General features: G+C 65.0%; 16 protein-coding genes and 2 pseudogenes. 6 read left to right on the top strand and 12 right to left on the bottom strand.

What is annotated here, in order from left to right; all coding sequences use genetic code 11:
- Positions 1-12 precede the first annotated feature (12 nt).
- Positions 13-654: an alpha/beta hydrolase family protein gene (locus J2Y55_RS13660; RefSeq protein WP_310153783.1), complete on the top strand. Its 642-nt coding sequence runs from the start codon at positions 13-15 to the stop codon at positions 652-654.
- A gap of 9 nt (positions 655-663) precedes the next feature.
- Positions 664-837, top strand: a pseudogene (locus J2Y55_RS13655) (endonuclease/exonuclease/phosphatase family protein); the annotation flags it as partial.
- Between the two features lie 83 nt (positions 838-920).
- On the opposite strand, the gene J2Y55_RS13650 reads toward J2Y55_RS13655, so the two are convergent.
- From J2Y55_RS13650 to J2Y55_RS13605, 10 genes are all read right to left on the bottom strand, one after another.
- A complete protein-coding gene (locus J2Y55_RS13650) occupies positions 921-2078 on the bottom strand; it encodes a MalY/PatB family protein (protein WP_310153780.1) in 1158 nt (385 codons plus the stop codon).
- 24 nt (positions 2079-2102) lie between these two features.
- Complete coding sequence (locus J2Y55_RS13645; RefSeq protein WP_310153776.1) at positions 2103-3125, bottom strand: LLM class flavin-dependent oxidoreductase; 1023 nt, start codon at positions 3123-3125, stop codon at positions 2103-2105.
- Between the two features lie 17 nt (positions 3126-3142).
- Positions 3143-4078 (bottom strand): ABC transporter substrate-binding protein, encoded by a 936-nt coding sequence (locus J2Y55_RS13640; protein ID WP_404978924.1) that lies wholly within the window; start codon positions 4076-4078, stop codon positions 3143-3145.
- A gap of 38 nt (positions 4079-4116) precedes the next feature.
- A complete protein-coding gene (locus J2Y55_RS13635; protein ID WP_310153771.1) occupies positions 4117-5046 on the bottom strand; it encodes an ABC transporter substrate-binding protein in 930 nt (309 codons plus the stop codon).
- Positions 5047-5103: 57 nt separating this feature from the next.
- Entirely contained in the window at positions 5104-6921 is a 1818-nt protein-coding gene (locus J2Y55_RS13630; protein WP_310153768.1) for an amino acid ABC transporter permease/ATP-binding protein, read from the bottom strand.
- Positions 6922-6947: 26 nt separating this feature from the next.
- The gene (locus J2Y55_RS13625) at positions 6948-7502 is read right to left on the bottom strand and encodes a GNAT family N-acetyltransferase (RefSeq protein ID WP_310153765.1); all 555 of its coding nucleotides are present in this window, start codon (positions 7500-7502) and stop codon (positions 6948-6950) included.
- Between the two features lie 22 nt (positions 7503-7524).
- Positions 7525-8712: a M20 aminoacylase family protein gene (locus J2Y55_RS13620; RefSeq protein WP_310153761.1), complete on the bottom strand. Its 1188-nt coding sequence runs from the start codon at positions 8710-8712 to the stop codon at positions 7525-7527.
- A 27-nt stretch (positions 8713-8739) separates the two neighbouring features.
- Positions 8740-10080 (bottom strand): LLM class flavin-dependent oxidoreductase, encoded by a 1341-nt coding sequence (locus tag J2Y55_RS13615; protein WP_310153759.1) that lies wholly within the window; start codon positions 10078-10080, stop codon positions 8740-8742.
- A gap of 165 nt (positions 10081-10245) precedes the next feature.
- The gene (locus J2Y55_RS13610) at positions 10246-11571 is read right to left on the bottom strand and encodes an NtaA/DmoA family FMN-dependent monooxygenase (protein ID WP_310153755.1); all 1326 of its coding nucleotides are present in this window, start codon (positions 11569-11571) and stop codon (positions 10246-10248) included.
- Between the two features lie 217 nt (positions 11572-11788).
- The gene (locus J2Y55_RS13605) at positions 11789-12802 is read right to left on the bottom strand and encodes an MsnO8 family LLM class oxidoreductase (RefSeq protein WP_310154354.1); all 1014 of its coding nucleotides are present in this window, start codon (positions 12800-12802) and stop codon (positions 11789-11791) included.
- Between the two features lie 117 nt (positions 12803-12919).
- Here J2Y55_RS13605 and J2Y55_RS13600 point away from each other — a divergent pair, with 117 nt between their 5' ends.
- From J2Y55_RS13600 to J2Y55_RS13590, 3 genes and pseudogenes are all read left to right on the top strand, one after another.
- Positions 12920-13549: a GNAT family N-acetyltransferase gene (locus tag J2Y55_RS13600; protein WP_310153752.1), complete on the top strand. Its 630-nt coding sequence runs from the start codon at positions 12920-12922 to the stop codon at positions 13547-13549.
- Between the two features lie 380 nt (positions 13550-13929).
- The gene (locus J2Y55_RS13595; RefSeq protein ID WP_310154351.1) at positions 13930-15000 is read left to right on the top strand and encodes an LLM class flavin-dependent oxidoreductase; all 1071 of its coding nucleotides are present in this window, start codon (positions 13930-13932) and stop codon (positions 14998-15000) included.
- A pseudogene (locus J2Y55_RS13590) lies at positions 14997-15101 on the top strand (IS5/IS1182 family transposase); the annotation flags it as partial. The gene J2Y55_RS13595 and the pseudogene J2Y55_RS13590, both read left to right, overlap by 4 nt.
- 203 nt (positions 15102-15304) lie before the next feature.
- Here J2Y55_RS13590 and J2Y55_RS13585 read toward each other — a convergent pair.
- Both J2Y55_RS13585 and J2Y55_RS13580 read right to left on the bottom strand, forming a co-directional pair.
- The gene (locus J2Y55_RS13585; protein ID WP_310153749.1) at positions 15305-19024 is read right to left on the bottom strand and encodes a vitamin B12-dependent ribonucleotide reductase; all 3720 of its coding nucleotides are present in this window, start codon (positions 19022-19024) and stop codon (positions 15305-15307) included.
- 861 nt (positions 19025-19885) lie between these two features.
- On the bottom strand, positions 19886-20083 hold the full coding sequence (locus tag J2Y55_RS13580; protein WP_310153745.1) for a hypothetical protein: 198 nt from the start codon (positions 20081-20083) through the stop codon (positions 19886-19888).
- Between J2Y55_RS13580 and J2Y55_RS13575 the strand changes: the two genes are divergently transcribed.
- A complete protein-coding gene (locus J2Y55_RS13575) occupies positions 20082-20318 on the top strand; it encodes a hypothetical protein (RefSeq protein WP_310153742.1) in 237 nt (78 codons plus the stop codon). The two genes, J2Y55_RS13580 and J2Y55_RS13575, sit on opposite strands and share 2 nt — an antisense overlap.

Genomic DNA, 20318 nt, shown 5'->3' with positions numbered 1-20318 from the left:
GCGAGTAGGCGGATGGCGGTGAGATTTCTCTTCGACGGTCCCGAACAGGCGCAACGAACGGTCCTGCTCGCTCACGGCGCTGGGGGGCCGATGGATTCACCCTCGCTGACAGCGACGGCGAAGGCCTTGGCGGGATCGGGCTTTCGCGTGGCTCGCTTCGAGTTCGACTATATGGCCGGCCGACGGACGGCGTCGGGCCGCAAGCCGCCGCCGCGCGCAGAAAAGCTCAATCCGGAATACATCGCCGCCATCGACGCGCTCGACGCAAAAGGTCCGCTCATCATCGGCGGCAAGTCGATGGGCGGCCGGGTTGCCAGCATGGTCGCAGACGACCTCTTCGCCTCCGACCGGGTCCACGGCCTGCTGTGCCTTGGTTATCCCTTTCATCCGCCGGCCAAGCCCGAGCAGTTGCGCACGGCGCACCTTGTCGACCTGAAGATCCCGACGCTGATTGTGCAGGGCACGCGCGACCAATTCGGCATGCGGGACGAGGTGGCCACCTACACGCTGTCACCGGTCATCGAGATTTTGTGGCTCGAGGACGGCGACCACGATTTGAAGCCACGTAAATCCGTTTCCGGCTTTTCTGCCGCCGACCATCTGAAGACCATCGCTGAGGCGGTTTCGGCCTGGGCCGAGCCGATCACGAGCTGAGACGGGACGATGAAAATCGCCACCTTCAACGTCAACGGCATCAACGGACGCCTAGCGGTGCTCCTGCGATGGCTTGAGGACGCGCAGCCGGAGGTCGTTTGCCTGCAGGAGTTGAAGGCTCCTGATGGCCGCTTTCCGATCGGAGCGATCGAGAAGGCAGGCTATGCTGCGATCTGGCATGGGCTTGAAGCCGTGGCCATGCTGCGGGCAAGCGCCTGGTGACTGCCGGCAGGGCATCGCGCCGGCCGCAACTTGCCTGCCGGCTTTCATCCGGCGTGGCGCGAAAGAGCTTCCGCCATTCGCTCGACAGCGTTCGTCAGAACCGCGCGGGTGCAGCCGAAATTCAGACGCACGAACGAACCATATCCCGCACCAAACACCTCGCCGGCATAGAGTCCGAGCATCGCCCTCTCGAGGAAGAAGGCCTGGGGCGAGGTCGGCAGGTCCAGCGCGCTGCAGTCGAGCCAGGCCAGGAACGAGGCCTGCGGCGGATGATAGCAGATGCCAGGAAGCAGCCGGCGGAGTTCCAAGTCGAGATGATCGCGGTTCGCCTGCAGGTAGTCGAGCAACGCCACCCGCCAGGCGCCGGCATCGCGATAGGCTGCCAGGGTCGCCTCCAGCCCCATCAGGTTCACGCTGTCGACGAGACCGCTGCGTGCGCCGTTGAAGGCGTTGCGCAGGGCAGGGTCGGTGATGACGGCGAAGGCGGTCTTCAGGCCGGGGATGTTGTAGGTCTTGCTCGCCGACATCAGCGTGATGGTGCGCTTCGCGATCTCGGGACCCAGGCTGGCGATCGGGACATGCGGCCTGCCGTCGAAAACGAGGTCGCAATGGATCTCGTCTGAAATGATCAGCGTGTCGCCGGCTTCCGCAGCCGCCGCGATCCCGTCGAGATCGTCGCGCGTATAGACGTAGCCGGTCGGGTTGTGCGGATTGCTCAGGAGAAAGGCGTGCGCCTGCCGCACGCCGTCGGCAAGGGTTGCGCGATCGGGGACGTAGCCCTGTTCGCCGCGGACCAACGGAACCAGAAGCGACTCTAGCCCCCAATGGCCCGGCGCGTCCAGGATCGGCCTGTACATCGGCGTCTGGATCAGAACCTTGTCGCCGGGCTTCAATCGTGCCTTCAGGGCCATGTTGAAACCGGCCTCGACTCCCGGCAGGAAGACGATGTCGCCCGGCTTGATCTGCCAGCGGAAGCGGGTCGCGAGGTCGAGGACGATCTGCTCGCGCAGGGCGGCCTGCGCGACGGCATAGCCGAAGACGGGATGGTCGAGCCGGCGCCTCAGCGCCGCCACGATCTCGGGCGCGACGGCGAAGTCGGTGTCGGCGATCCACATCGGCAGAACGTCGGCCGGATAACGGCTCCATTTCGTGCTGCCCGTGTCGCGACGGTCAGGCGCGGTATCGAAGTCGTATTGGGGCATGGCTGCTTTCTGCGGCTTGGCAGGTCAATGACGGCGGTGGCCGATCTCTGGCGCGACCAGGCCGATGAAGTCCGAAAGGATCTGCTCGTACTCTCCACGAGCAAAATTATAGGGTAGTTCCAGCCTGAGTTCCGCGACATGACGCAGCACAGGGTCCCGGTTCAGGGCTTCGAGGATCTGCTCGGCCGAGCCGACGATGTCGGGCGCGAACTGCGTTCTGCGCTCGCCTTGCGGCGACAGGGTGCGCTCATGCCGCGAGGCCGCGAAGTCCTGATATTTCCGCCTGGTCCGGGCATTGGCGCTGTCGAGCGGGAGGATCACCCGCCCGGCCGAGACGCGCGGCGCCGCCTGGCCGGCATAGCTGTTCCAGTAGGCCTCGATCTGCGCCTGCTGGACCGCCTGGAAACTGCCGGCGCCCTCCGTGACGTTGATGTTTCCGACGAGGAGGTTGAAGCCCGATGTGCCGGCCCAGGCCGCCGAGCGCAGCGAGCCTGCGCCGTACCAGAGCCGGTCGCGCAAGCCCTGCGCGTGCGGCCGCACCCGCGGTTTCTGCCGCCCGCCGGCGGAGACGATGACCGCATCCTCCTCGCCGATCCAGCCGCCGGCGAGATTGGCGGCGAGTTCGGCGATGCGGCCATAGCCGGATTGCGAATCCGCCGCGGCGTTGTCGTTGAAGCGGGCTCCGAGCAGGGCGGCAGGCGAGGGCTCCCCGGCGCTCAGCCCGACATTGAGCCGGCCGTTCCCCAGCACATCGACGGTGGCGAGGTCTTCCGCCAGCCGCATGGGGTTCTCGTAGCCCATGTGGATCACGGCGACGCCGAGGCCGATGCGGCGGGTGCGCTGCGTCGCAGCGGCGAGGAAGGTGCTGGCCGAGGAGATGCCGGTTTCCAGATGGCGCTGCCGCACCCAGGCGCTGTCATAGCCGAGCGCCTCGGCACGTGCGAACAGCGACAGCGTGTCCTCAAGCCCTTCGGCGGGGCGCTCCTCGGCATAGTTGCCGGGAATCAGGAAGCCGATATGGCCTATGGCCAGCGAAGCGAGCGACATAGGATGCGTCGATCCCGTCAGTACTTGGGAAGGCCGGGAGGATTGGTCTCCGCTTTGGGGAGTGCCTCGTCGCCGAGGTCCCAACGGTCCAGCGCCTTGCGATAGCTGCCGTCGCGGAACAGGCCATTGAGCGCTGCCGTGACGCCGTTGGCGAGGCCGCTGCCCTTTCGGGTCGTGACGGCGACGTCCGAGCGATCGGGCCAGCCGGCGCTAAGCGTGCCGACGCGCCTGATGTTGCCGTCGCGCGACTGGATGAACAGCAGCTGCGCATGGGGCTGCACGATGACCTCCGCGCGTCCCGCTGCGAGCGCCAGGAGGCGTCCGGGCTCGTCGTCGAAATAGATCAGCTCGAGCGGCTTCAGGCCCTGCGCGACATTCTGCTTGTTCCATTCGAGCAGTATGCGCTCCTGGTTCGTGCCGGCCCCGATGATGATCTTGAGGCCTGCGGCGTCCCTGGGCTGGGCGATGCGCTCGATCTTGCTGTCAGCCTTGACGAAAAAGCCGTGCAGGCCCTGCCGGTAGCTCGAGAAGTCGAACTTCTCCTTGCGCTGCTCGGTGACACCGATGTTGGAGATCGCCGCGTCATATTTGCCCGAGACGATGCCGAGCGGCCAGTCGGCCCAGGCGACGGGCAGAAGCTTCAGCTTCAGCCCGAGTGCGTCGGCCAGCAACTGGGCGATATCGGCATCCGCGCCGACGATGGTTTTGGCGTCGGTGGCGTAGGTCGCGATCGGCGGCGTGCCGGGGTTGATCGCGACCGTCAGGATGCCAGGCTCGACGAATTTGTAGTTTTTCGCCACAGCAGCGACGGCCTCGTCGTTGCGGGTCGTGCGCGGCCGCCCGGCCTGCTCGGGGCCGAGATCGTATTTCGTTTGCGCAAGCGCGCCCGAGGCCGCCAGTGCGGCGCCGAGTGCGAGCCCGGCCAGCCAGGCCGGGGCGAGATAGCGTCTCATCATGTCATGCCACCTTTTGGCCGCGTCGCGGACCGGCCTCAGCTCTTGGGCAGGCCCGGGGGATTGGTGCGGGATTCCTGGATCGCCTCGTGAGGCAGGTTCCAGCGCGCCAGCACCTTGGCGTAATTGCCGTTCTTGATCTGCGCGTTGATCGCCGCCGTGATCGCCTCGGCGAGGCCTGCGCCCTTGCGGGTGGTCACCGCGATCTCGGCCGTCACCGGCCAGCCGCCCGATAGGTTGCCGACACCCTTGGTCTTGCTGTCGAGGGCTGCGCGGTAGCTCAGCAGCGCGTTGGGGCCGAGATAGACATCGGCGCGCCCGCTCTGCAGCGCCAGCTGCAGCACGGCGTCGTCATCGTAATACTGCACCTCCGATTTGGGCAGACCGGCGGCTTCGTTCTGCTTGATCCAGTTGAGCAGGATGCGCTCCTGGTTGGTGCCCGAGCTGACGATGACCTTGAGCCCGGCGACGTCCTTGGGTTCCTTGATGGCGGTGATCTTGCTGTCGGCCTTGACGAAGAAGCCCAGCAAATCGTTGCGGTAGGTCGAGAAGTCGAATTTCTCCTTGCGTTCCTCCGTCACGGTCACGTTCGAGGCGACGGCGTCGTATTTGCCGGAGATCACGCCGAGCGGCCAATCCGCCCAGGCGACGTTGACCAGTTCGAGCTGGAGGCCGAGGCTGTCGGCAACGAGCTGCGAGATATCGGCTTCTGATCCCACCAGCGTCTTGTTGTCGGTCGCGAAGGTGCCGAAGGGCAGCCTTGTCGAGGCATTGGCGATGGTGAGCTTGCCGGGTGTGACCAGTTTCACGCCGGGGCCCAGCAACTTTATCGCGGCCTCGACCTTGTCAGTGCGCACTCGCGACTTCTGTTCGGGCGAGAGATCGGGTTCGAGGGCGCGGGCGCCCGACGACAGTCCCAATGCGAGACCCGCGGCCAGGACCGATACGGCAAGACGTCTGCTCAACATGGAAATCTCCTTTGGTGGAAGCGGGGACAGGTCAATGCTTTTGGGGTCGTCGCGCGCTCACAGGACCTTGGCCAGGAACTCGCGGGTGCGGGGATGGTTGGGGGCGCCGAGCACGACCGAAGGCGGCCCCTGCTCGATGATCTCGCCCTGGTCCATGAAGACCACGGTGTCGGCGACCTCGCGAGCGAAGCCGATCTCGTGCGTGACGATGATCAGGGTCACGCCGGAGCGCGCGAGCTCCTTGATAACGTCGAGCACCTCGTTGACGAGCTCCGGATCGAGCGCCGAGGTCGGCTCGTCGAAGAGCAGGACTTTTGGCCGCATGGCGAGTGCGCGCGCGATCGCCACGCGCTGTTGCTGGCCGCCGGAGAGCTGGCGGGGATAGGCATCCGCCTTCTCCGACAGGCCGACGCGGGCCAGAAGGTCGCGGGCCTGTGCCTCGGCCTCAGTGTGCGGGACGCCGCGCACGGTCACCGGCGCCTCGGTGATGTTGTCGAGCACGGTCAGATGCGGGAACAGATTGAAGTTCTGGAACACCATGCCGACATCGACGCGGCGCTTGAGGATGTCCTTTTCCTTCAGCTCGTAGAGCAGCCCGCCCTCCTGCCGGTATCCGATCAACTCGCCATCGATGGCGATGAAGCCTTGGTCGACGCGCTCGAGATGGTTGATCGAGCGCAGCAGGGTCGATTTGCCGGAGCCGGACTGGCCAAGGATCGCGGTGACGCTGCCTGCCGGTATCGTCAGGCTGAGGCGGTCAAGAACCTTGAGCGGCCCGAAGCTCTTCGAGACGTTGTGGATGGCGACCGTGCCGCCGGCCGCCGCACGCTCGCCGGCGGAGATGCCGCGCGGCTCGATGGCGCTGCGGGCCGAGCCGACGAAGCGCGGCGCCGTGACAGGTGTCGTCGACGGAGTGGGTTGGGGGACGAAGCGGAACTGGCCAAGCCATTCGAGAATGGCGCGCAGCACGGGGGGCGGCGGATTGCGCAGGGCGCCCCGGGCATAGTGGCGCTCGATGAAATACTGGACCGCCGACAGGACCGACAGGATGATGAGGTACCAGATGGTCGCAACCATCAGGAGCGGGATCACCTCGAGATTGCGCCGGTAGATGACCTGGATCGTGTAGAACAGCTCGGGCAGCGCGAGGATGTAGACGTTGGACGTGCCCTTCGCGAGGCCGATGATGTCGTTGAAAGCGGGCGGCACGATCGAGCGCATCGCCTGCGGCAGGATGATCCGCGAGGCCTGGCGCGAGCGCGGCAGGCCGAGCGAGGCGGCGGCCTCGAGCTGGCCCTGGTCGACGGAGAGAATGCCGCCACGGATGATCTCGGAGGTGAAGGCGGCCTGGTTGATCGAGAGGCCGAGAAGCGCCGCCGTGAAGGGGCTGATCAGCTGCGTGGTCTGGTAGCTGAAGAAATTGATGCTCGTGTAGGGCACCCCGATCGTGATCGTCTCGTAGAGATAGCCGAGATTGTTCAGGATCAGCAGCAGGACGATCAGCGGGATCGAGCGGAAGATCCAGGTGAAGGTCCAGGACAGGCCCGACAAGAGCGGTGAACCCGACACGCGCGCCAGGGCCAGAGCGGTGCCCAGCGTGAAGCCGAAGAGAGCGCCCAGCAAGGTCAGCAGCAGCGTGCGGCCGAGCCCCATCAGCACGGGCTCCGACAGGAACCACTCCGCGAAGACGTTCCAGCCCCAGCGCTCATTGCCGAGGATGGAGTTCAGCGTTGCCGCGATGAGCAGCGCCGCGACGATGGTCCCGACCGTCCGGGCCGGATAGCGCGCCGGGACGATCCGGTGCTGCGAGTAGTCGCCGCTCGCTGGCCGGATCGGGGCCAAGGGCGTGTCACGGAAATCGGTCGTCGCGGTCATGCGGAGGTCTCGTCCTTGTCGGGCTGTCACGCACCGACGGCGCGGCGCGCATCGGGGGAGGCGGTGGCTTGGTGCGGGGCGTAAGGAGCATCGGTGCCGCGGCCGAGATGCTTTTCGAAGGGCAGAATGCGCACCGGTCCGGAGTCGACTTCGGGATCCTCCAGCCGGCTGTAGCCGTGGCCGAGATAGAGCCCCTCGGCCTCCGGCTGGCGGAAGCCGGTGGTCAGGAAGATCCGGCTGTAGCCCTGGCGCAGAACCTGAGCCTCGAGCTCGATCAGGACCTTGCGGGCGAGGCCCTGCCGGCGCAGGTCGTGCCGGGTCCAGACGCGCTTGAGTTCGGCGGTCTGCGCGTCGAAGAGCTTGAACCCGCCGCCGCCGATGGTCTCGCCATTGCGGATCAGCAGCAGGAAGTTGCCATGCGGGGGCTGGAACAGCGCGGGCGGATAGCGATGCAATTCGACGACCGCGCCCTCGCGGCCGGGAACGTCGCCATAGCGGCTGTCGTATTCGTGGATCAGCTCGTCGACCAGCGGCCTGGCCCGGGGATCGTCCGTGGTGGTGTAGAGAAACTCGTCGCTCATGGCGTCGTCTCGCCTGTAGGGTTCATGACAGGAAGCGTTCCGTCAGCCGGGTCCAGAAGGTCGCGGCAGGGGCGATCAACGCGTCGTTGAAGTCGTAGGCCCCATTGTGGAGCGATGCGGATTGCCCATTTCCGACAAAGAGAGAGGAGCCTCGCTTCGCTTCGAGGAAATAGGCGAAGTCCTCCGAGGCCGTGCGCGGCGGGAAGGCCGGGTCGACCTGGTTTCGGCCGAATGTGTCGAGCGCGACGGCCGCGGCGAATTCAGTTTCCGCCACATGGTTCGCTACGCTGGGCAAGCCGAGCCGGTAATCGACCTCGGCCATCGCGCCGAATGCTGCGGCTTGGGCTTCGACGAGGTCGGGAATGCGCCGCTGGAGCAGTTGCCGCACAGCCGGATCAAAGGAGCGGATGGTGAGTTGAAGATCAACGCTTTCGGGAATGACGTTGGCAGCGGTGCCGCCATGGATCGATCCGACGGTCACGATCGCCATCTGCCGTGGATCGACATTGCGCGAGACCACGCTCTGGAGAGCGGTGATCAGGTGGGCGGCCACCAGGATAGGGTCGACCGTCTCATGGGGCGCAGCGCCATGCCCGCCTTTGCCGACGACCTTGATCAGGGCCTTGTCGACCGAGGCCATGGCGGCGCCCGCAACGAAACCGAAATACCCGGTGGGAACGCCCGGCCAATTGTGCAGACCGAACACCGCATCGACGGGAAAGCGCTCGAACAAGCCTTCCGCCAGCATCCTCCTCGCGCCCGCACCGATCTCTTCCGCCGGCTGGAAGATCAGGTGCAGCGTGCCGTCGAAGTTTCTCGTCTCGGCCAGATGGCGCGCGGCGGCAAGCAGGATCGTGATGTGCCCGTCATGTCCGCAAGCGTGCATGACGCCGGTTGTTTCGCTGGCATAGGGAAGGCCGGTCTCTTCATGGATCGGCAGGGCGTCCATGTCGGCGCGCAGGCCGATCGCCTTGCCACCCGCGCCATGGCGCAAGGTCCCGACGACGCCCGTGCCGGCGATGCCGGTCGTGACCTCATAGCCCCAGGACGTCAGCAGTTCGGCGACCTTCGCGCTCGTCCGCGCCTCACGGAAGGCGAGCTCGGGATACCGGTGAAAATCGCGGCGCAGGGCGACGAATGTGTCGAGATGCGCGGCGATACCGGGCTCGATGGCGCTGGCGATTGCGGTCGGGTGGGTGTGAACGGTCATGATCTCGCGATCCGGATGCGGCGAGGCTCAGCTCGCGGTCTTCTGCCGGTCGGGAGCGGGCTGCGCATGGCGGCTCACCTTTCGCGGCAGTCCGAGATGGTCGCGCAATGTCGCGCCGGGCAGGTCGCGACTGTAATATCCGCGTGCCTCCAGCACCGGGACCACATGGGTGATGAAATCGTCGAGCCCCTGCGCGACCACGGGGAATCCGAGGATGAAGCCGTCGGCCGCGCCCGCGTCGATCCAGCGGATGATTTCGCCGGCGACGTGTTCGCCTGTGCCGATGAAATTCGGCTTCGGCGTCGCGACCTCCAATGCGACCTCGCGCAAGGTCTGGCCCTTTGATTTTGCGTTGGCCTTGATGCGGTCGGTGGTCGAGCGGAAGCTGTTCTTGCCGAGTTCGCCCAGCTCGGGAAAGGCTTCGTCCAGCGGGTAGGCCGTGAAGTCGTGGTGGTCGAAATAGCGGCCGAGATAGGCGAGAGCTTCGTCGATGCCCAGCAGGTTGCGGATGACCTCGTACTTGGCCTGGGCTTCTTCCGCGGTCTCACCGACGATGGGGCCAATGCCGGGAAATATCTTCACGTCGTCGGCTGAACGGCCGTGGGCGACTGCGCTCGTCTTGACCTGCTTCAGGAAGGTTCGCGTCTCCTCGACCGAGGGCGAATGGGTGAAGACCGCGTCGGCATATTTCCCGGCAAGCTTGATCCCTGGATCGGAGGAGCCGGCCTGAAAGATCACCGTCTGTCCCTGCGGCGAGCGGCCGATGTTGAGCGGACCGTCGACCTGGAAGAAGCGGCCCCGGTGGTTCAGCTCATGCAGCTTGGTGCGGTCGAAGAATTGCCCTGTCTCGCGATTGCGCAGCACCGCATCGTCGTCCCAGGAATCCCACAGCCCCTGCGCGACCTCGAGATACTCATCCGCGATCTCATAGCGTTGTGAATGCTCCGGATGCTGCCGGCTGTAGTTGCGGGCGGAGCCTTCCAGCGGCGTCGTGACGACGTTCCAGCCGGCGCGACCCTTGCTGATCAGATCGAGCGAGGCGAACTGGCGCGCGACGGTGAAGGGGTCGGAATAGGAGGTCGAGACGGTGCCTGCGAGGCCGATCTTGCTCGTCTGCGTCGCCAGCGCCGAGAGAATGGTCAGCGGCTCGAAGCGATTCAGGAAATGCGGAATCGACTTCTCGTTGATGTAGAGCCCGTCCGCGACGAAGGCGAATGCGATGCCCGCAGCCTCGGCCTTTCGCGCCGTCTGGATGTAAAATTCGAGATTGACGCTTGCATCGGCCGGGCCGCTCGCGTGCTTCCACGAATTCATATGACCGCCGGCACCATGCAGCATGATGCCGAACGTGATGTGTTTCTTGCTCATTCGTCTTCTCCGCCGTGAAAGGCAGAGTGACTAAAACATATAGTACAGGGAATTAGTTGCTTATTATATTGGTAGGAAGAGAAGCGATCGACCGCCCATCGCCCTGTCGGGAGCGATCAGTTCCCGACGTCGATCGTTGCCGGCGCCACCGCTCGGCGGGCTGCGTCAGGCCGGCCTCGCCTGAGCGAGCCGGCCAGTCTGCGTCACAAGCGGCGGGAGTTCGAGATTGGAGCGGAAGTCGTCTCCGACATAGTCCGCATCGATCAGGGATCGGCGCCGCAGTTCGGGCAGCAACCCATTCAGCAGCAGGTCCTCCTGATCGGGATTGCCCAGCCCGTGCAGGGTGACCACGTCGAGGACGCCGGCGCGGAAACGTTCTTCGAGGGCATCGGCGAGCTGTTCCGGCGTGCCAGCCACGGACCAGTGACCGGTTTCCTGAGCCTCGATGACAAGTTGCCTCAATGTCAGTCCCTGCTCGGCATAGCGCCGGAAGATCTCGACGCGCCCGCGCCTGCGGTTGATGCTCGTCACATCTGGCAGCAGGCTGTCGGGCAGCGGTCTGTCGAGCGGCAGGGCCGATAGGTCGATGTCGCCGCCGAGCATGTCGGCGAGCTTCAGCCGGCCCTGATCGTAGTCGATACGCTCGTGCTTCTCCTTCAAACGGCGGGCGACGTCGGCCTCCGAAGAGCCGATGACCGAATGGAAGGAGTTCATGATGTTGGGCAGCCTGCCGGCGCGTCCGAAGCCGATGGCCCGGCGGCGAAGCTCGCCAGCGAAGGCGAGGGCATCTTCGAGTGTCGGCTGCGAGGTGTAGACGACCTCGGCATAGCGCGCCCCGACGCTGATGCCGGCGTCCGATTGTCCGGCCTGGAACAGCACTGGGCGTCCCTGCGGCAAAGGCGGCACGTTCAGCGGACCCTCGACGCTGAAATAGCGGCCGCGATGATCGATGCGGTGAAATTTGCGGGGGTCGATGGTGATCGTTCCGGAGGCCTTGCGTATCGCGGCATCCGATTCGTTGGCGTCATAGAGGGCATTGACGATCTCGATGAACTCCGCGGCCCGAGCGTATCGCTCTTCCGGGCTGAGCAGCGCTTCCCCGAAATTCTCTTCTCCCACGGAGGACGTCACCGCATTCCAGGCGGCGCGCCCGCCGCTGGCATGGTCCAGCGTGCCGATCTGGCGTGCGAGATTGTAGGGGTGACTGAAGGTGGTGGAGACGGTGGCGACGAGGCCGATCCGCGATGTCGCCTGGCTGAGTACGGCAAGCGCGACGATCGGCTCCTGGGTTCCCGTAGTTCCGGCCAGCCCGGCCGCGTCGGTCTGCAGGAGATCGGCGGTGAAGAGGCCGGTGATCTTCTCCGCTTCAGCCCGGCGCGCGAGCGCGATCGCGCGCTTGCCACCGATCATCGGGTCCGAATCGCCGGGGGCTGCGACGACGCTGCTGGCCCCGACGAGTGTCTTGAGGCGTCGTGAATGGGCTGCTGTCACGGCAGGATTCCTCGCTGACTCGAAAAAAAATTAATAACTTCAAGGGCTTGATTGATGCCGTTCCGGGAGAATCAGAGGGAAGACCCAGAATCGATGCCTGAACCTCGATTGGAGACGCTCCGGCATGGATCCCGGATCGGCGCTGCTTCACGGCCTGTCCGGGATGACGGCGCGTTGGGGAGACCGACTGACATCATCGCGTCTTTTCAGGCAGCCCTCAGGCTGCGAGCGCGAAATTGGCCGCCGCCAGCAACTCGATGGTTTTTAGCCGCCGGCTGCCGTCCGTCTCCGGGCATTCGAGGATGAACTCGTCTATGCCGAAAGTCCGGTGCAGGCGGTCCAGTTCGGCGCCGACGCACGCAGGCGTTCCACGGACCAGAAGCGGGGTCCGCTCCTCTATGCGATATTGGGTCGCGCCGATCTGCCTGGCATACTCCAACGCCTGCTCGCGGCTGCCGACGTTCACACCCGGGCCGTTTTCGATATCGATGCGGAAGCGGCGGATTTCGCCCCCGAGGGTGGCGGCTTCGGCCTCCGTTTCGGCGATGACGATATTCGTCGCCAGCAGCACCGACGGACCGCCGGCCTCGCGATAGGCCGTGACGGCAGCGGCGATGGCGGCCGCGTCGCCGTTGATGTGACCGGCATAGACGAAGTTCCAGCCTAGCCGCGCCGCGAGCCTGGCGCTGTCGACGCTCGCTCCCAGCAGGAAACGTTCTGGCGGCGTCGTCGGCGTGGGGTACGCGGCGAGCTGTCCGCCGAATTCGTCCGGCCCGGCCTCGCGGGTGCTGTTGTGGCGCAGAAAGCTGTTGAGATCGGCCAGTTGCGTTTCGAAGGAGGGCTTTCTCGCGGGATCATGAGCGCCCTGGAGAGCCTGGGTCGACAGTGGCATGCCGCCGGGAGCCTTGCCGATGCCGAGATCGACCCGGCCGGGCGCCAGCGAGGCGAGAAGATTGAAATTCTCCGCCACCTTGTAGGAGCTGTAGTGCTGCAGCATCACGCCGCCGGAGCCGATCCTGATGCGGCTCGTGTGGGCGAGCAGGAAGCTGATCAGAATCTCGGGTGAAGAACTCGCCAGCGCCTGGGCGTTGTGATGTTCGGCGACCCAGAAGCGAGCAAATCCGGCTTCTTCCGCTTTCTTGGCCAAGGCAAGCGTGCGCCGAAGCGCATCAGTGCCGCTGTCGCCGGCATGAAGCGGGCTCTTGTCCAGAAAACTTAGGGCGTAAGACATCCGGTTCCTCGCCAATCGGTTCAGCCAAGTTAGGTATTGCTTTAATCCATAGCTTTGATGGATTATATCGGCAACCCACGATCTTCGGAGATCGGACTAAGCGCTGGAGGCATGCCTATGACGGACGTTATCATCCGGTCTTCGCTGGTGGACGCGGCGGCCCAGCCGCTGCTGGAGGGACTCGTCAGCGAATATGACGGGCGCTATGGCGCAGCGAGCCGTCCTGGCGGTGCGAGGTCGGAAATCCTGCGCTACCCCGCTGAAGCTTTCCGTCCTCCGCTCGGCGATTTCCTGCTGCTGCAGCGCGGCGGGGAGACGATCGCAGGCGGGGCCTTCATGAGCCACGACGATGACACAGCCGAATTCAAGCGCATCTGGACCCGGCCGGATCTCCGTCGCCAGGGCCTGGCCAAGCGCATCATGCTCGCGCTTGAAGAGAGCGCCGCGGAACTCGGCTACACCCGCGCCTACCTGACCACAGGTTTTCGCCAGCCGGAGGCGACCGCCCTTTATCTTCTGCTGGGATACCGGCCTCTTTTCGACATCGCGGCAAACCTCGAGCTTTATCGCTCGCTGCCTTTCGAGAAGCATATCGGTCCGAAGGCGGGGCAGGGCGGCACATCGCCGGTCTATCCGCCCACGGCCTCCTTCGAGGAGGCGGTCGCCCGCGTGGCGGCGATCAAGGCTGGCCAGGAAGCGAAGGTGTTGTCACGATTGGCCAGCTATGGCGTGACGGTTGCCGCGTAGAGCGCGCTGCTTTCCGGACGGAACCATGCCGTCATTCCGCATGAAGGCGGCAGCTTTTGGGATTCGTTCCTGATTTTGACGGTGCGGGCCTTTCTTTGATCGGCAAGAGCGCCGGCGCACGCGTGTGCGGGCGTGATCGCGCCGCCGACATCGCCGCGCCAAGCGAGTGATCGAATTGAAGCGAGAGTGACGATGACCGAACTGCTCTGCTGCGGGGCGAAGGGCTGCGCAGAGCGCGACAAGCTGCGCATTGTCGTCGCGGAGGCGAAAGCCGGGCGGGACAGGCGCTAGCCCCGGATCACTGCGGCCGCGTGCGGGATGGACGCGCGCCGCTTGGTGGTCTTCCCTACCTCAACGATACAGAACAGCAGGCCGATCGCGTGAGCAGCAATTCCGAGTTCCTCTGGTACATCCCCAACGACGTCAAAGCCGGGCATCGCGGCGACTCCGTCGTCGAAGATCACAACAGCCTGGAGACGCTGACCAACCAGGCGAAAGCGCTGGAGGAGCATGGCTGGAAAGGCGCGCTCATCGGCACCGGCTGGGGCCGGCCCGACACATTTACCCTTGCAGCCTCGCTGGCTGCGCGCACCACCACCTTCGAACCGCTCATAGCGGTCCGCCCGGGCTATTGGCGGCCGGCGCATTTTGCGTCCGCAGCGGCCACGCTCGACCACCTGACCGGCGGCCGCGTGCGCGTCAACATCGTGTCGGGCAAGGACAACCTCGCCGCCTATGGCGACAGCGAGGGCGACCAGTCGCATCGCTACGACCGCACCAGGGAGTTCATGCGGCTGGTTCGCAGATTGTGGACCGAAGAGAACGTGACCTATGTGGGCGAGCATTTTCGAGTCACCGGAGCCACCGTGGTGCCGCGCATCCAGCTTCGCGGCGAGCGTCGGCATCCCGTACTCTATTTCGGCGGCGCTTCGGAGGCGGCGGAACGTGTGGCGGCCACCGAGGCCGATGTCCAGCTCTTCTGGGGCGAGCCGCTCGAGGGCGTCCGGGAGCGGATCGAGCGGCTCAGGGCGCTGAGCAAGGAACTGGACCGCGACCTGCCGCCGCTGAAATTCGGGCTGCGGATCACCACGCTGGTCCGCGACACCACCGAGCAGGCCTGGGCCGATGCCGAAGCGAAGGTCGCCGAGATGGCCAAGGGCAAGGGAGCCGGCTGGAATGACCATCAGCGGGCTGTCGCGGTCGGCCAGCAGCAGCTGCTCGATCTGCATGCGCGCGGCGATGTGCTTGACGACAATCTCTATACCGCGCCGGGCAAGTTTGGGGGCGGCGGCGCCGGCACGACCTGGCTGGTGGGTTCGGCGGCAGATGTCGCGCGTTCGCTAAGCAAATACCGCGATCTTGGCGTCACCCACTTCGTGCTCTCCGACACACCGTATCTGTCCGAGATCAAGCGACAGGGCGATCAACTGCTGCCGCTGCTGCGCGACTGACCACCAAGATCCACGCTCTTGTCGATGCTGAAGGCCGCCCAATCGACCTGAATCGGAGCGAAGGCCAGGCTCACGACGGGAGCTCGGCCGCCGACATGCTGGAACCGCTTCTCAGTCGAAGCAGTAGGTCGCTGACGCGGCGCACTTTCGGGGAGTATCGGATCGCCCGACCTACCAAGTGCGCGCTTCATGATTCGCTGGAAACGAAGCGCCGCCCGGCTTGGTTGCCGGGCGGCGCAGGTCGGATTGCGGAAATTTTCCTACAAGCGCGGCAACGCTATGCCGCGCTTGTCAGCCGGAATAATCAGCTGCACCCGGTCGTGGACCCGCAGGTGTTGCACTTCAGGCAGGTGCCGTTGCGGACCAGGGTGAAGTTGCCGCATTCGCCGCAGCTGTCTCCGACATAGCCTTTCATGATCGCCTCGGCGCGACGCTCGGAGGCCTTGGGCTGGCCGGCGGCAGCGGGGGCCGCGAAGCCGAGCTTGGCCATCTCCGCCTCGCCATAAGGCTGCTCGGCCGGCTCCTGCTTCAGCGCGGTCGCGCCTGCGGTGGCATAGCCATGAGGCTGGCTGGCCTGGCGCGGGGCATCCGGCACCGCGCCGCCCGGGATCAGCATCAGCTTGTCGGCGCGCGAGCGGACGAGACCCTTCGAGACTGAGGTCTGCGGGGTGGCGCCAGCCGTAGCCTGCTGGTTCTGGCCGCCGCTGCCGAGCCCGATATTGCCGACCTCGCTCGGGTCGATATGGGCGAGCTCGTAACGGCCGAGATAGCTGATCGCCAGTTCGCGGAAGACGTAGTCGAGGATCGAGGTCGCATTCTTGATCGAGTCGTTGCCCTGGACGAAGCCCGCCGGCTCGAAGCGGGTGAAGGTGAAGGCGTCGACATACTCCTCCAGCGGCACGCCATATTGCAGGCCCAGCGACACCGAAATGGCGAAGTTGTTGATCAAGGCGCGCAGCGCCGAGCCTTCCTTGTTCATGTCGAGGAAGATCTCGCCGAGGCGGCCGTCATCATATTCGCCGGTGCGCAGGAAGAGCGTGTGCCCGCCGATCTTGGCCTTCTGGGTGTAGCCCTTGCGCCGCGTCGGCAGCTTCTCCTGCTCGCGGTTGCGCTCGACGCGCTCGACGATGCGCTCGACGATCTTCTCGGCGACATGGGCGGCGCGAGCCATCATCGGCTGCTGGTGCAGCGCCTCGACGGCGTCCTCCTCATCATCCTCGTCGGAGATCAGGGCCGAGTTCAGCGGCTGCGAGAGTTTCGAGCCGTCGCGATAGAGGGCGTTGGCCTTCAGCGCCAGCTTCCAGGAGAGCATATAGGCGCTCTTGCAGTCCTCGACGGTGGCGTCGTTGGGCATGTTGATGGTCTTGGAGATCGCCCCCGAGATGAAGGGCTGGGCCGCGGCCATCATGCGGATATGGCTCTCGACCGAGAGATAGCGCTTGCCGATACGCCCGCAGGGGTTGGCGCAGTCGAAGACGTTGTAGTGCTCAAGCTTGAGATGCGGCGCGCCTTCCAGCGTCATCGCCCCGCAGACATGCACGTTGGCGGCCTCGATCTCGGCTTTGGAGAAGCCAAGGAAAGGCAGCAACTCGAAGGACATGTCGGCGAGCTTCTCAGCCGGCACCTTAAGCGTGTTGACGAGGAAATCCTCGCCCAGCGTCCATTTGTTGAAGACGAACTTGATGTCGAAGGCGGCTTTCAGGTCCTTCTCGATCGCGTCGATCTTGTCCTGGGTGAAGCCCTTGGCCTTGAGCGAACCGTGGTTGATGCCGGGCGACTGCGCCAGCGTGCCATGGCCGACCGCATAGGCTTCGATCTCGGCGATCTCGCTCTCACGGTAGCCGAGTGCGCGCAGGGCGTCGGGCACCGCGCCGTTGATGATCTTCCAGTAGCCGCCGCCGGCGAGCTTCTTGAACTTCACCAGCGCGAAATCGGGCTCGATGCCGGTGGTGTCGCAATCCATCACCAGGCCGATCGTGCCGGTCGGCGCGATCACGGTTGCCTGCGCATTGCGGTAGCCATGCTTCTGGCCGAGCGCGAGCGCATTGTCCCAGGCGATGCGGGCGCGTTCCGAGAGCAGGGCGCTGGAGCCGCCCAGGCGCGCCAGCGTGCCATGGTCGAGCGGCACTGGCGTGACCTGCAGGCCTTCATAGCCCGAAGCCTGGCCATGGGCCGCGACGCGGTGGTTGCGAATGACGCGCAGCATATGCGCGGCGTTCTTCTTGTAGCCGGGGAAGGGGCCGAGCTCGCCCGCCATCTCGGCCGAGGTCGCATAGGAGACGCCGGTCATGACCGCGGTCAGCGCGCCGGCGAGCGCGCGGCCCTCGTCGGAATCATAGCCGAGGCCCATGGTCATCAAGAGGCCGCCGATATTGGCGTAGCCCAGGCCCAGCGTGCGGTATTCGTAGGAGAGTTCGGCGATTTCCTTGGAGGGGAACTGCGCCATCGTCACCGAGATCTCGAGGACGATCGTCCAGAGCCGGCAGAGATGCTCATAGGCAGCGACATCGAAGGCCTTGGCCTCGCGATCATAGAACTGCAGCAGGTTGGCCGAGGCCAGGTTGCAGGCCGTATCGTCGAGGAACATGTATTCCGAGCACGGATTGGACGCCCGGATCCGGCCGGAGGCCGCGCAGGTGTGCCAGTCGTTCATCGTGGTGTTGAAGTGCAGGCCGGGATCGGCCGAGGCCCAGGCGGCGTAGCCGATCTTCTCCCAGAGGTCGCGGGCCTTCAGCGTCTTGGTGATCTTGCCGGTGGTGCGGCCGGTCAGGTTCCAGTCGCCATCGGTTTCCACGGCGCGCAGGAAGTCGTCGGTCAGCGAGACCGAGTTGTTCGAGTTCTGGCCCGAAACCGTGAGATAGGCCTCCGAATCCCAGTCGGTGTCGTAGATGTCGAACTGGATGTCGGTGTAGCCCTGCTTGGCGAACTGCATCACCCGCTTGATGTAGTTGTCGGGCACCATCGCCTTGCGGGCGAGCTTGATCTCGCGCTTCAGCGCCGGGTTCTTCTCGGGGTCGAAGCAGGAATCGCCATCGCCCTCGCAGTTCACGCAGGCCTTCATCACGGCCTTCATGTGCTTCTGGACGACCTTGGAGCCGGTGACGAGGGCAGCGACCTTCTGCTCCTCGCGCACCTTCCAGTCGATATAGGTCTCGATATCGGGGTGGTCGACATCGACCACGACCATCTTGGCGGCGCGGCGCGTCGTGCCGCCCGACTTGATCGCACCCGCAGCCCGGTCGCCGATCTTGAGGAAGGACATCAGGCCCGAGGAGCGGCCGCCGCCGGCGAGCTTCTCGCCTTCGCCGCGCAGCAGGGAGAAGTTCGAGCCGGTGCCGGAACCGTATTTGAACAGGCGTGCCTCGCGGACCCAGAGGTCCATGATGCCGCCCTCGTTGACGAGGTCGTCCTGCACGCCCTGGATGAAGCAGGCATGGGGCTGCGGGTGCTCGTAGCTCGACTTCGACTTCACCAGCTTGCCGGTCTTGAAGTCGACGTAGAAATGGCCCTGGCTCGGGCCGTCGATACCATAGGACCAATGCAGGCCGGTGTTGAACCATTGCGGCGAGTTCGGCGCGACGCGCTGGGTCGCGAGCATGAAGCGCAGCTCGTCATGGAAAGCCTGCGCGTCCTCCTCGGAGGAGAAATAGCCGCCCTTCCAGCCCCAATAGGTCCAGCAGCCGGCGAGCCGGTCGAAGACCTGCTTGGACGAGATCTCCGAGACGAAGCGCTCGGCTTCCGGGAGCTTGGCGAGCGCGGCTTCATCAGGCACGGAGCGCCAGAGGAAGGAGGGGACGTCGTTTTCCTCGACCTTCTTCAGGGCCGCCGGAACGCCGGCCTTGCGGAAGTATTTCTGCGCGAGCACATCGCTGGCGACCTGCGACCAGGCTTCGGGCACCTCGATGCCTTCAAGCCGGAACACGATCGAGCCATCGGGATTGCGGATCTCGCTGACGGCAGAGCGGAACGGAATCGCCGCGTAAGGCGATTGGCCGGCGGAGGTGTAGCGGCGCTCGATGCGCATGATCTCGTAATCCCCATGCAATGCCGCGGGCTTCCTGAGCCCCGCGCGGCCGGTTGATCACCGGCTCCTGATGTCAGCCCAACTCGGTTTGTGCCCCGTGGACGTCGCGGCGGCTATGTTTCCGCCTTCACTCGTCCGGTTGCGGCCAGAACAGTCCGCAAACAATCGCTCGCCGCTGCCGTTGCCGGCATGCCACGTGATGATCGCCTCGACCCTTCCGGAAACTCTTTTGCGGGTGTCGATGGCGTTTCCGCCGGCCGTCACGCGACTGTCAAAATTTAGTCCCGAATGGGTCGCCACGTCAAGGATTAGTGCGCATGAAACCCTGTGGACACGACATCTGGTAGGTAGGTGTGAGTTATGGGGATAAGTTTCAAGGCCGACGCTAAGCCTTGGGAATCGCGGGACGAATCCTCTCCGCGGTGCAAGCTTGCCACAGTCGCGCGCTGAAGAAACGCATCAAATGCGCGCCATCATGGTTAACCCAGGGTTAGCCGGACGATCTTTCGGCCGTGGACGAAAGCGGCATCTGCAGTGGCGCGATCAAGTGCTTGAATCCATGCGGGCTTCGCCAAAGCCGGGCGTTATGGGAGACGGTCTCGAATCAAGGCCGAATCGTGGCGCTGATATTCGCGGTCGCTGAGTCATTGAGGGTGGCGATTTCTTTAAGCGAGTGGCCAAGCCCCAAGCCGTCAGTCGGTCACCCCAGGCTTTCCCCGGTCAATTTAGCGGCGAGTTAAGGCGAGAGGGCTAAGCATCGCGTGCATGTGAGTGGTTGGGGGAGAAGCCGATGCGACGCCTCGCCTTGGTTCTATCGGTCTTGGCACTGCCTGGATTTTTGGTGCTGCCTGGATGTACAGATCAAGAACCACTAGCGCCGGCTTTCGCCGGCGAGTGGTCGTCGGCCAAGATGGGCTGCGGCGGCCCTCGCATCGCCATCAACAGAACCGGCATCTCCGCGAGCGGCATGCCGATCGACGGGATGACCTTCACGAGCTCCAGCGTTTCGGGTTCGACCGCCCATGTCGTCATGGAGGTGAGTTCGGCAGCCCGATTCATGGCCCGGGCTCCGAAGCCCACAAGCAAGCCCAATGACCTGAACCCCGAGAATCTGGAGGTCGTTGCGACGCTGATCGCCTCAAGCACCCGGATTCACCCGACCAATGTGATCTTCCGCCACAAGGGCACGCGGCAGCTTCAGGCCGCGCATGAGGATGTGCTGGCAGTCATGACGCTGATCCGCTGCAAGGAGCGGTCGGCCAATGAGAGATTGTCGGGCGGCCCGCGCGTGTAG

The organism is Allobosea sp. BE125, from assembly GCF_031456075.1.
In the GTDB taxonomy this organism is placed as follows: Bacteria; Pseudomonadota; Alphaproteobacteria; order Rhizobiales; family Beijerinckiaceae; genus Allobosea.
Note: the sequence above shows the minus strand (reverse complement) of the source record. Positions and strands in the feature narration are given on the sequence as shown.

What these genes read in the sequence shown, in the direction of transcription:
- J2Y55_RS13585 (WP_310153749.1), bottom strand. Translation starts at nt 19,024, where the DNA reads ATGCGCATCGAGCGCCGCTACACCTCCGCCGGCCAATCGCCTTACGCG.
- J2Y55_RS13645 (WP_310153776.1), bottom strand. Translation starts at nt 3,125, where the DNA reads ATGTCGCTCGCTTCGCTGGCCATAGGCCATATCGGCTTCCTGATTCCC.
- J2Y55_RS13620 (WP_310153761.1), bottom strand. Translation starts at nt 8,712, where the DNA reads ATGACCGTTCACACCCACCCGACCGCAATCGCCAGCGCCATCGAGCCC.
- J2Y55_RS13605 (WP_310154354.1), bottom strand. Translation starts at nt 12,802, where the DNA reads ATGTCTTACGCCCTAAGTTTTCTGGACAAGAGCCCGCTTCATGCCGGC.
- J2Y55_RS13650 (WP_310153780.1), bottom strand. Translation starts at nt 2,078, where the DNA reads ATGCCCCAATACGACTTCGATACCGCGCCTGACCGTCGCGACACGGGC.
- J2Y55_RS13615 (WP_310153759.1), bottom strand. Translation starts at nt 10,080, where the DNA reads ATGAGCAAGAAACACATCACGTTCGGCATCATGCTGCATGGTGCCGGC.
- J2Y55_RS13575 (WP_310153742.1), top strand. Translation starts at nt 20,082, where the DNA reads ATGGCCCGGGCTCCGAAGCCCACAAGCAAGCCCAATGACCTGAACCCC.
- J2Y55_RS13635 (WP_310153771.1), bottom strand. Translation starts at nt 5,046, where the DNA reads ATGTTGAGCAGACGTCTTGCCGTATCGGTCCTGGCCGCGGGTCTCGCA.
- J2Y55_RS13630 (WP_310153768.1), bottom strand. Translation starts at nt 6,921, where the DNA reads ATGACCGCGACGACCGATTTCCGTGACACGCCCTTGGCCCCGATCCGG.
- J2Y55_RS13580 (WP_310153745.1), bottom strand. Translation starts at nt 20,083, where the DNA reads ATGAATCGGGCTGCCGAACTCACCTCCATGACGACATGGGCGGTCGAA.
- J2Y55_RS13640 (WP_404978924.1), bottom strand. Translation starts at nt 4,078, where the DNA reads ATGAGACGCTATCTCGCCCCGGCCTGGCTGGCCGGGCTCGCACTCGGC.
- J2Y55_RS13625 (WP_310153765.1), bottom strand. Translation starts at nt 7,502, where the DNA reads ATGAGCGACGAGTTTCTCTACACCACCACGGACGATCCCCGGGCCAGG.
- J2Y55_RS13660 (WP_310153783.1), top strand. Translation starts at nt 13, where the DNA reads ATGGCGGTGAGATTTCTCTTCGACGGTCCCGAACAGGCGCAACGAACG.
- J2Y55_RS13600 (WP_310153752.1), top strand. Translation starts at nt 12,920, where the DNA reads ATGACGGACGTTATCATCCGGTCTTCGCTGGTGGACGCGGCGGCCCAG.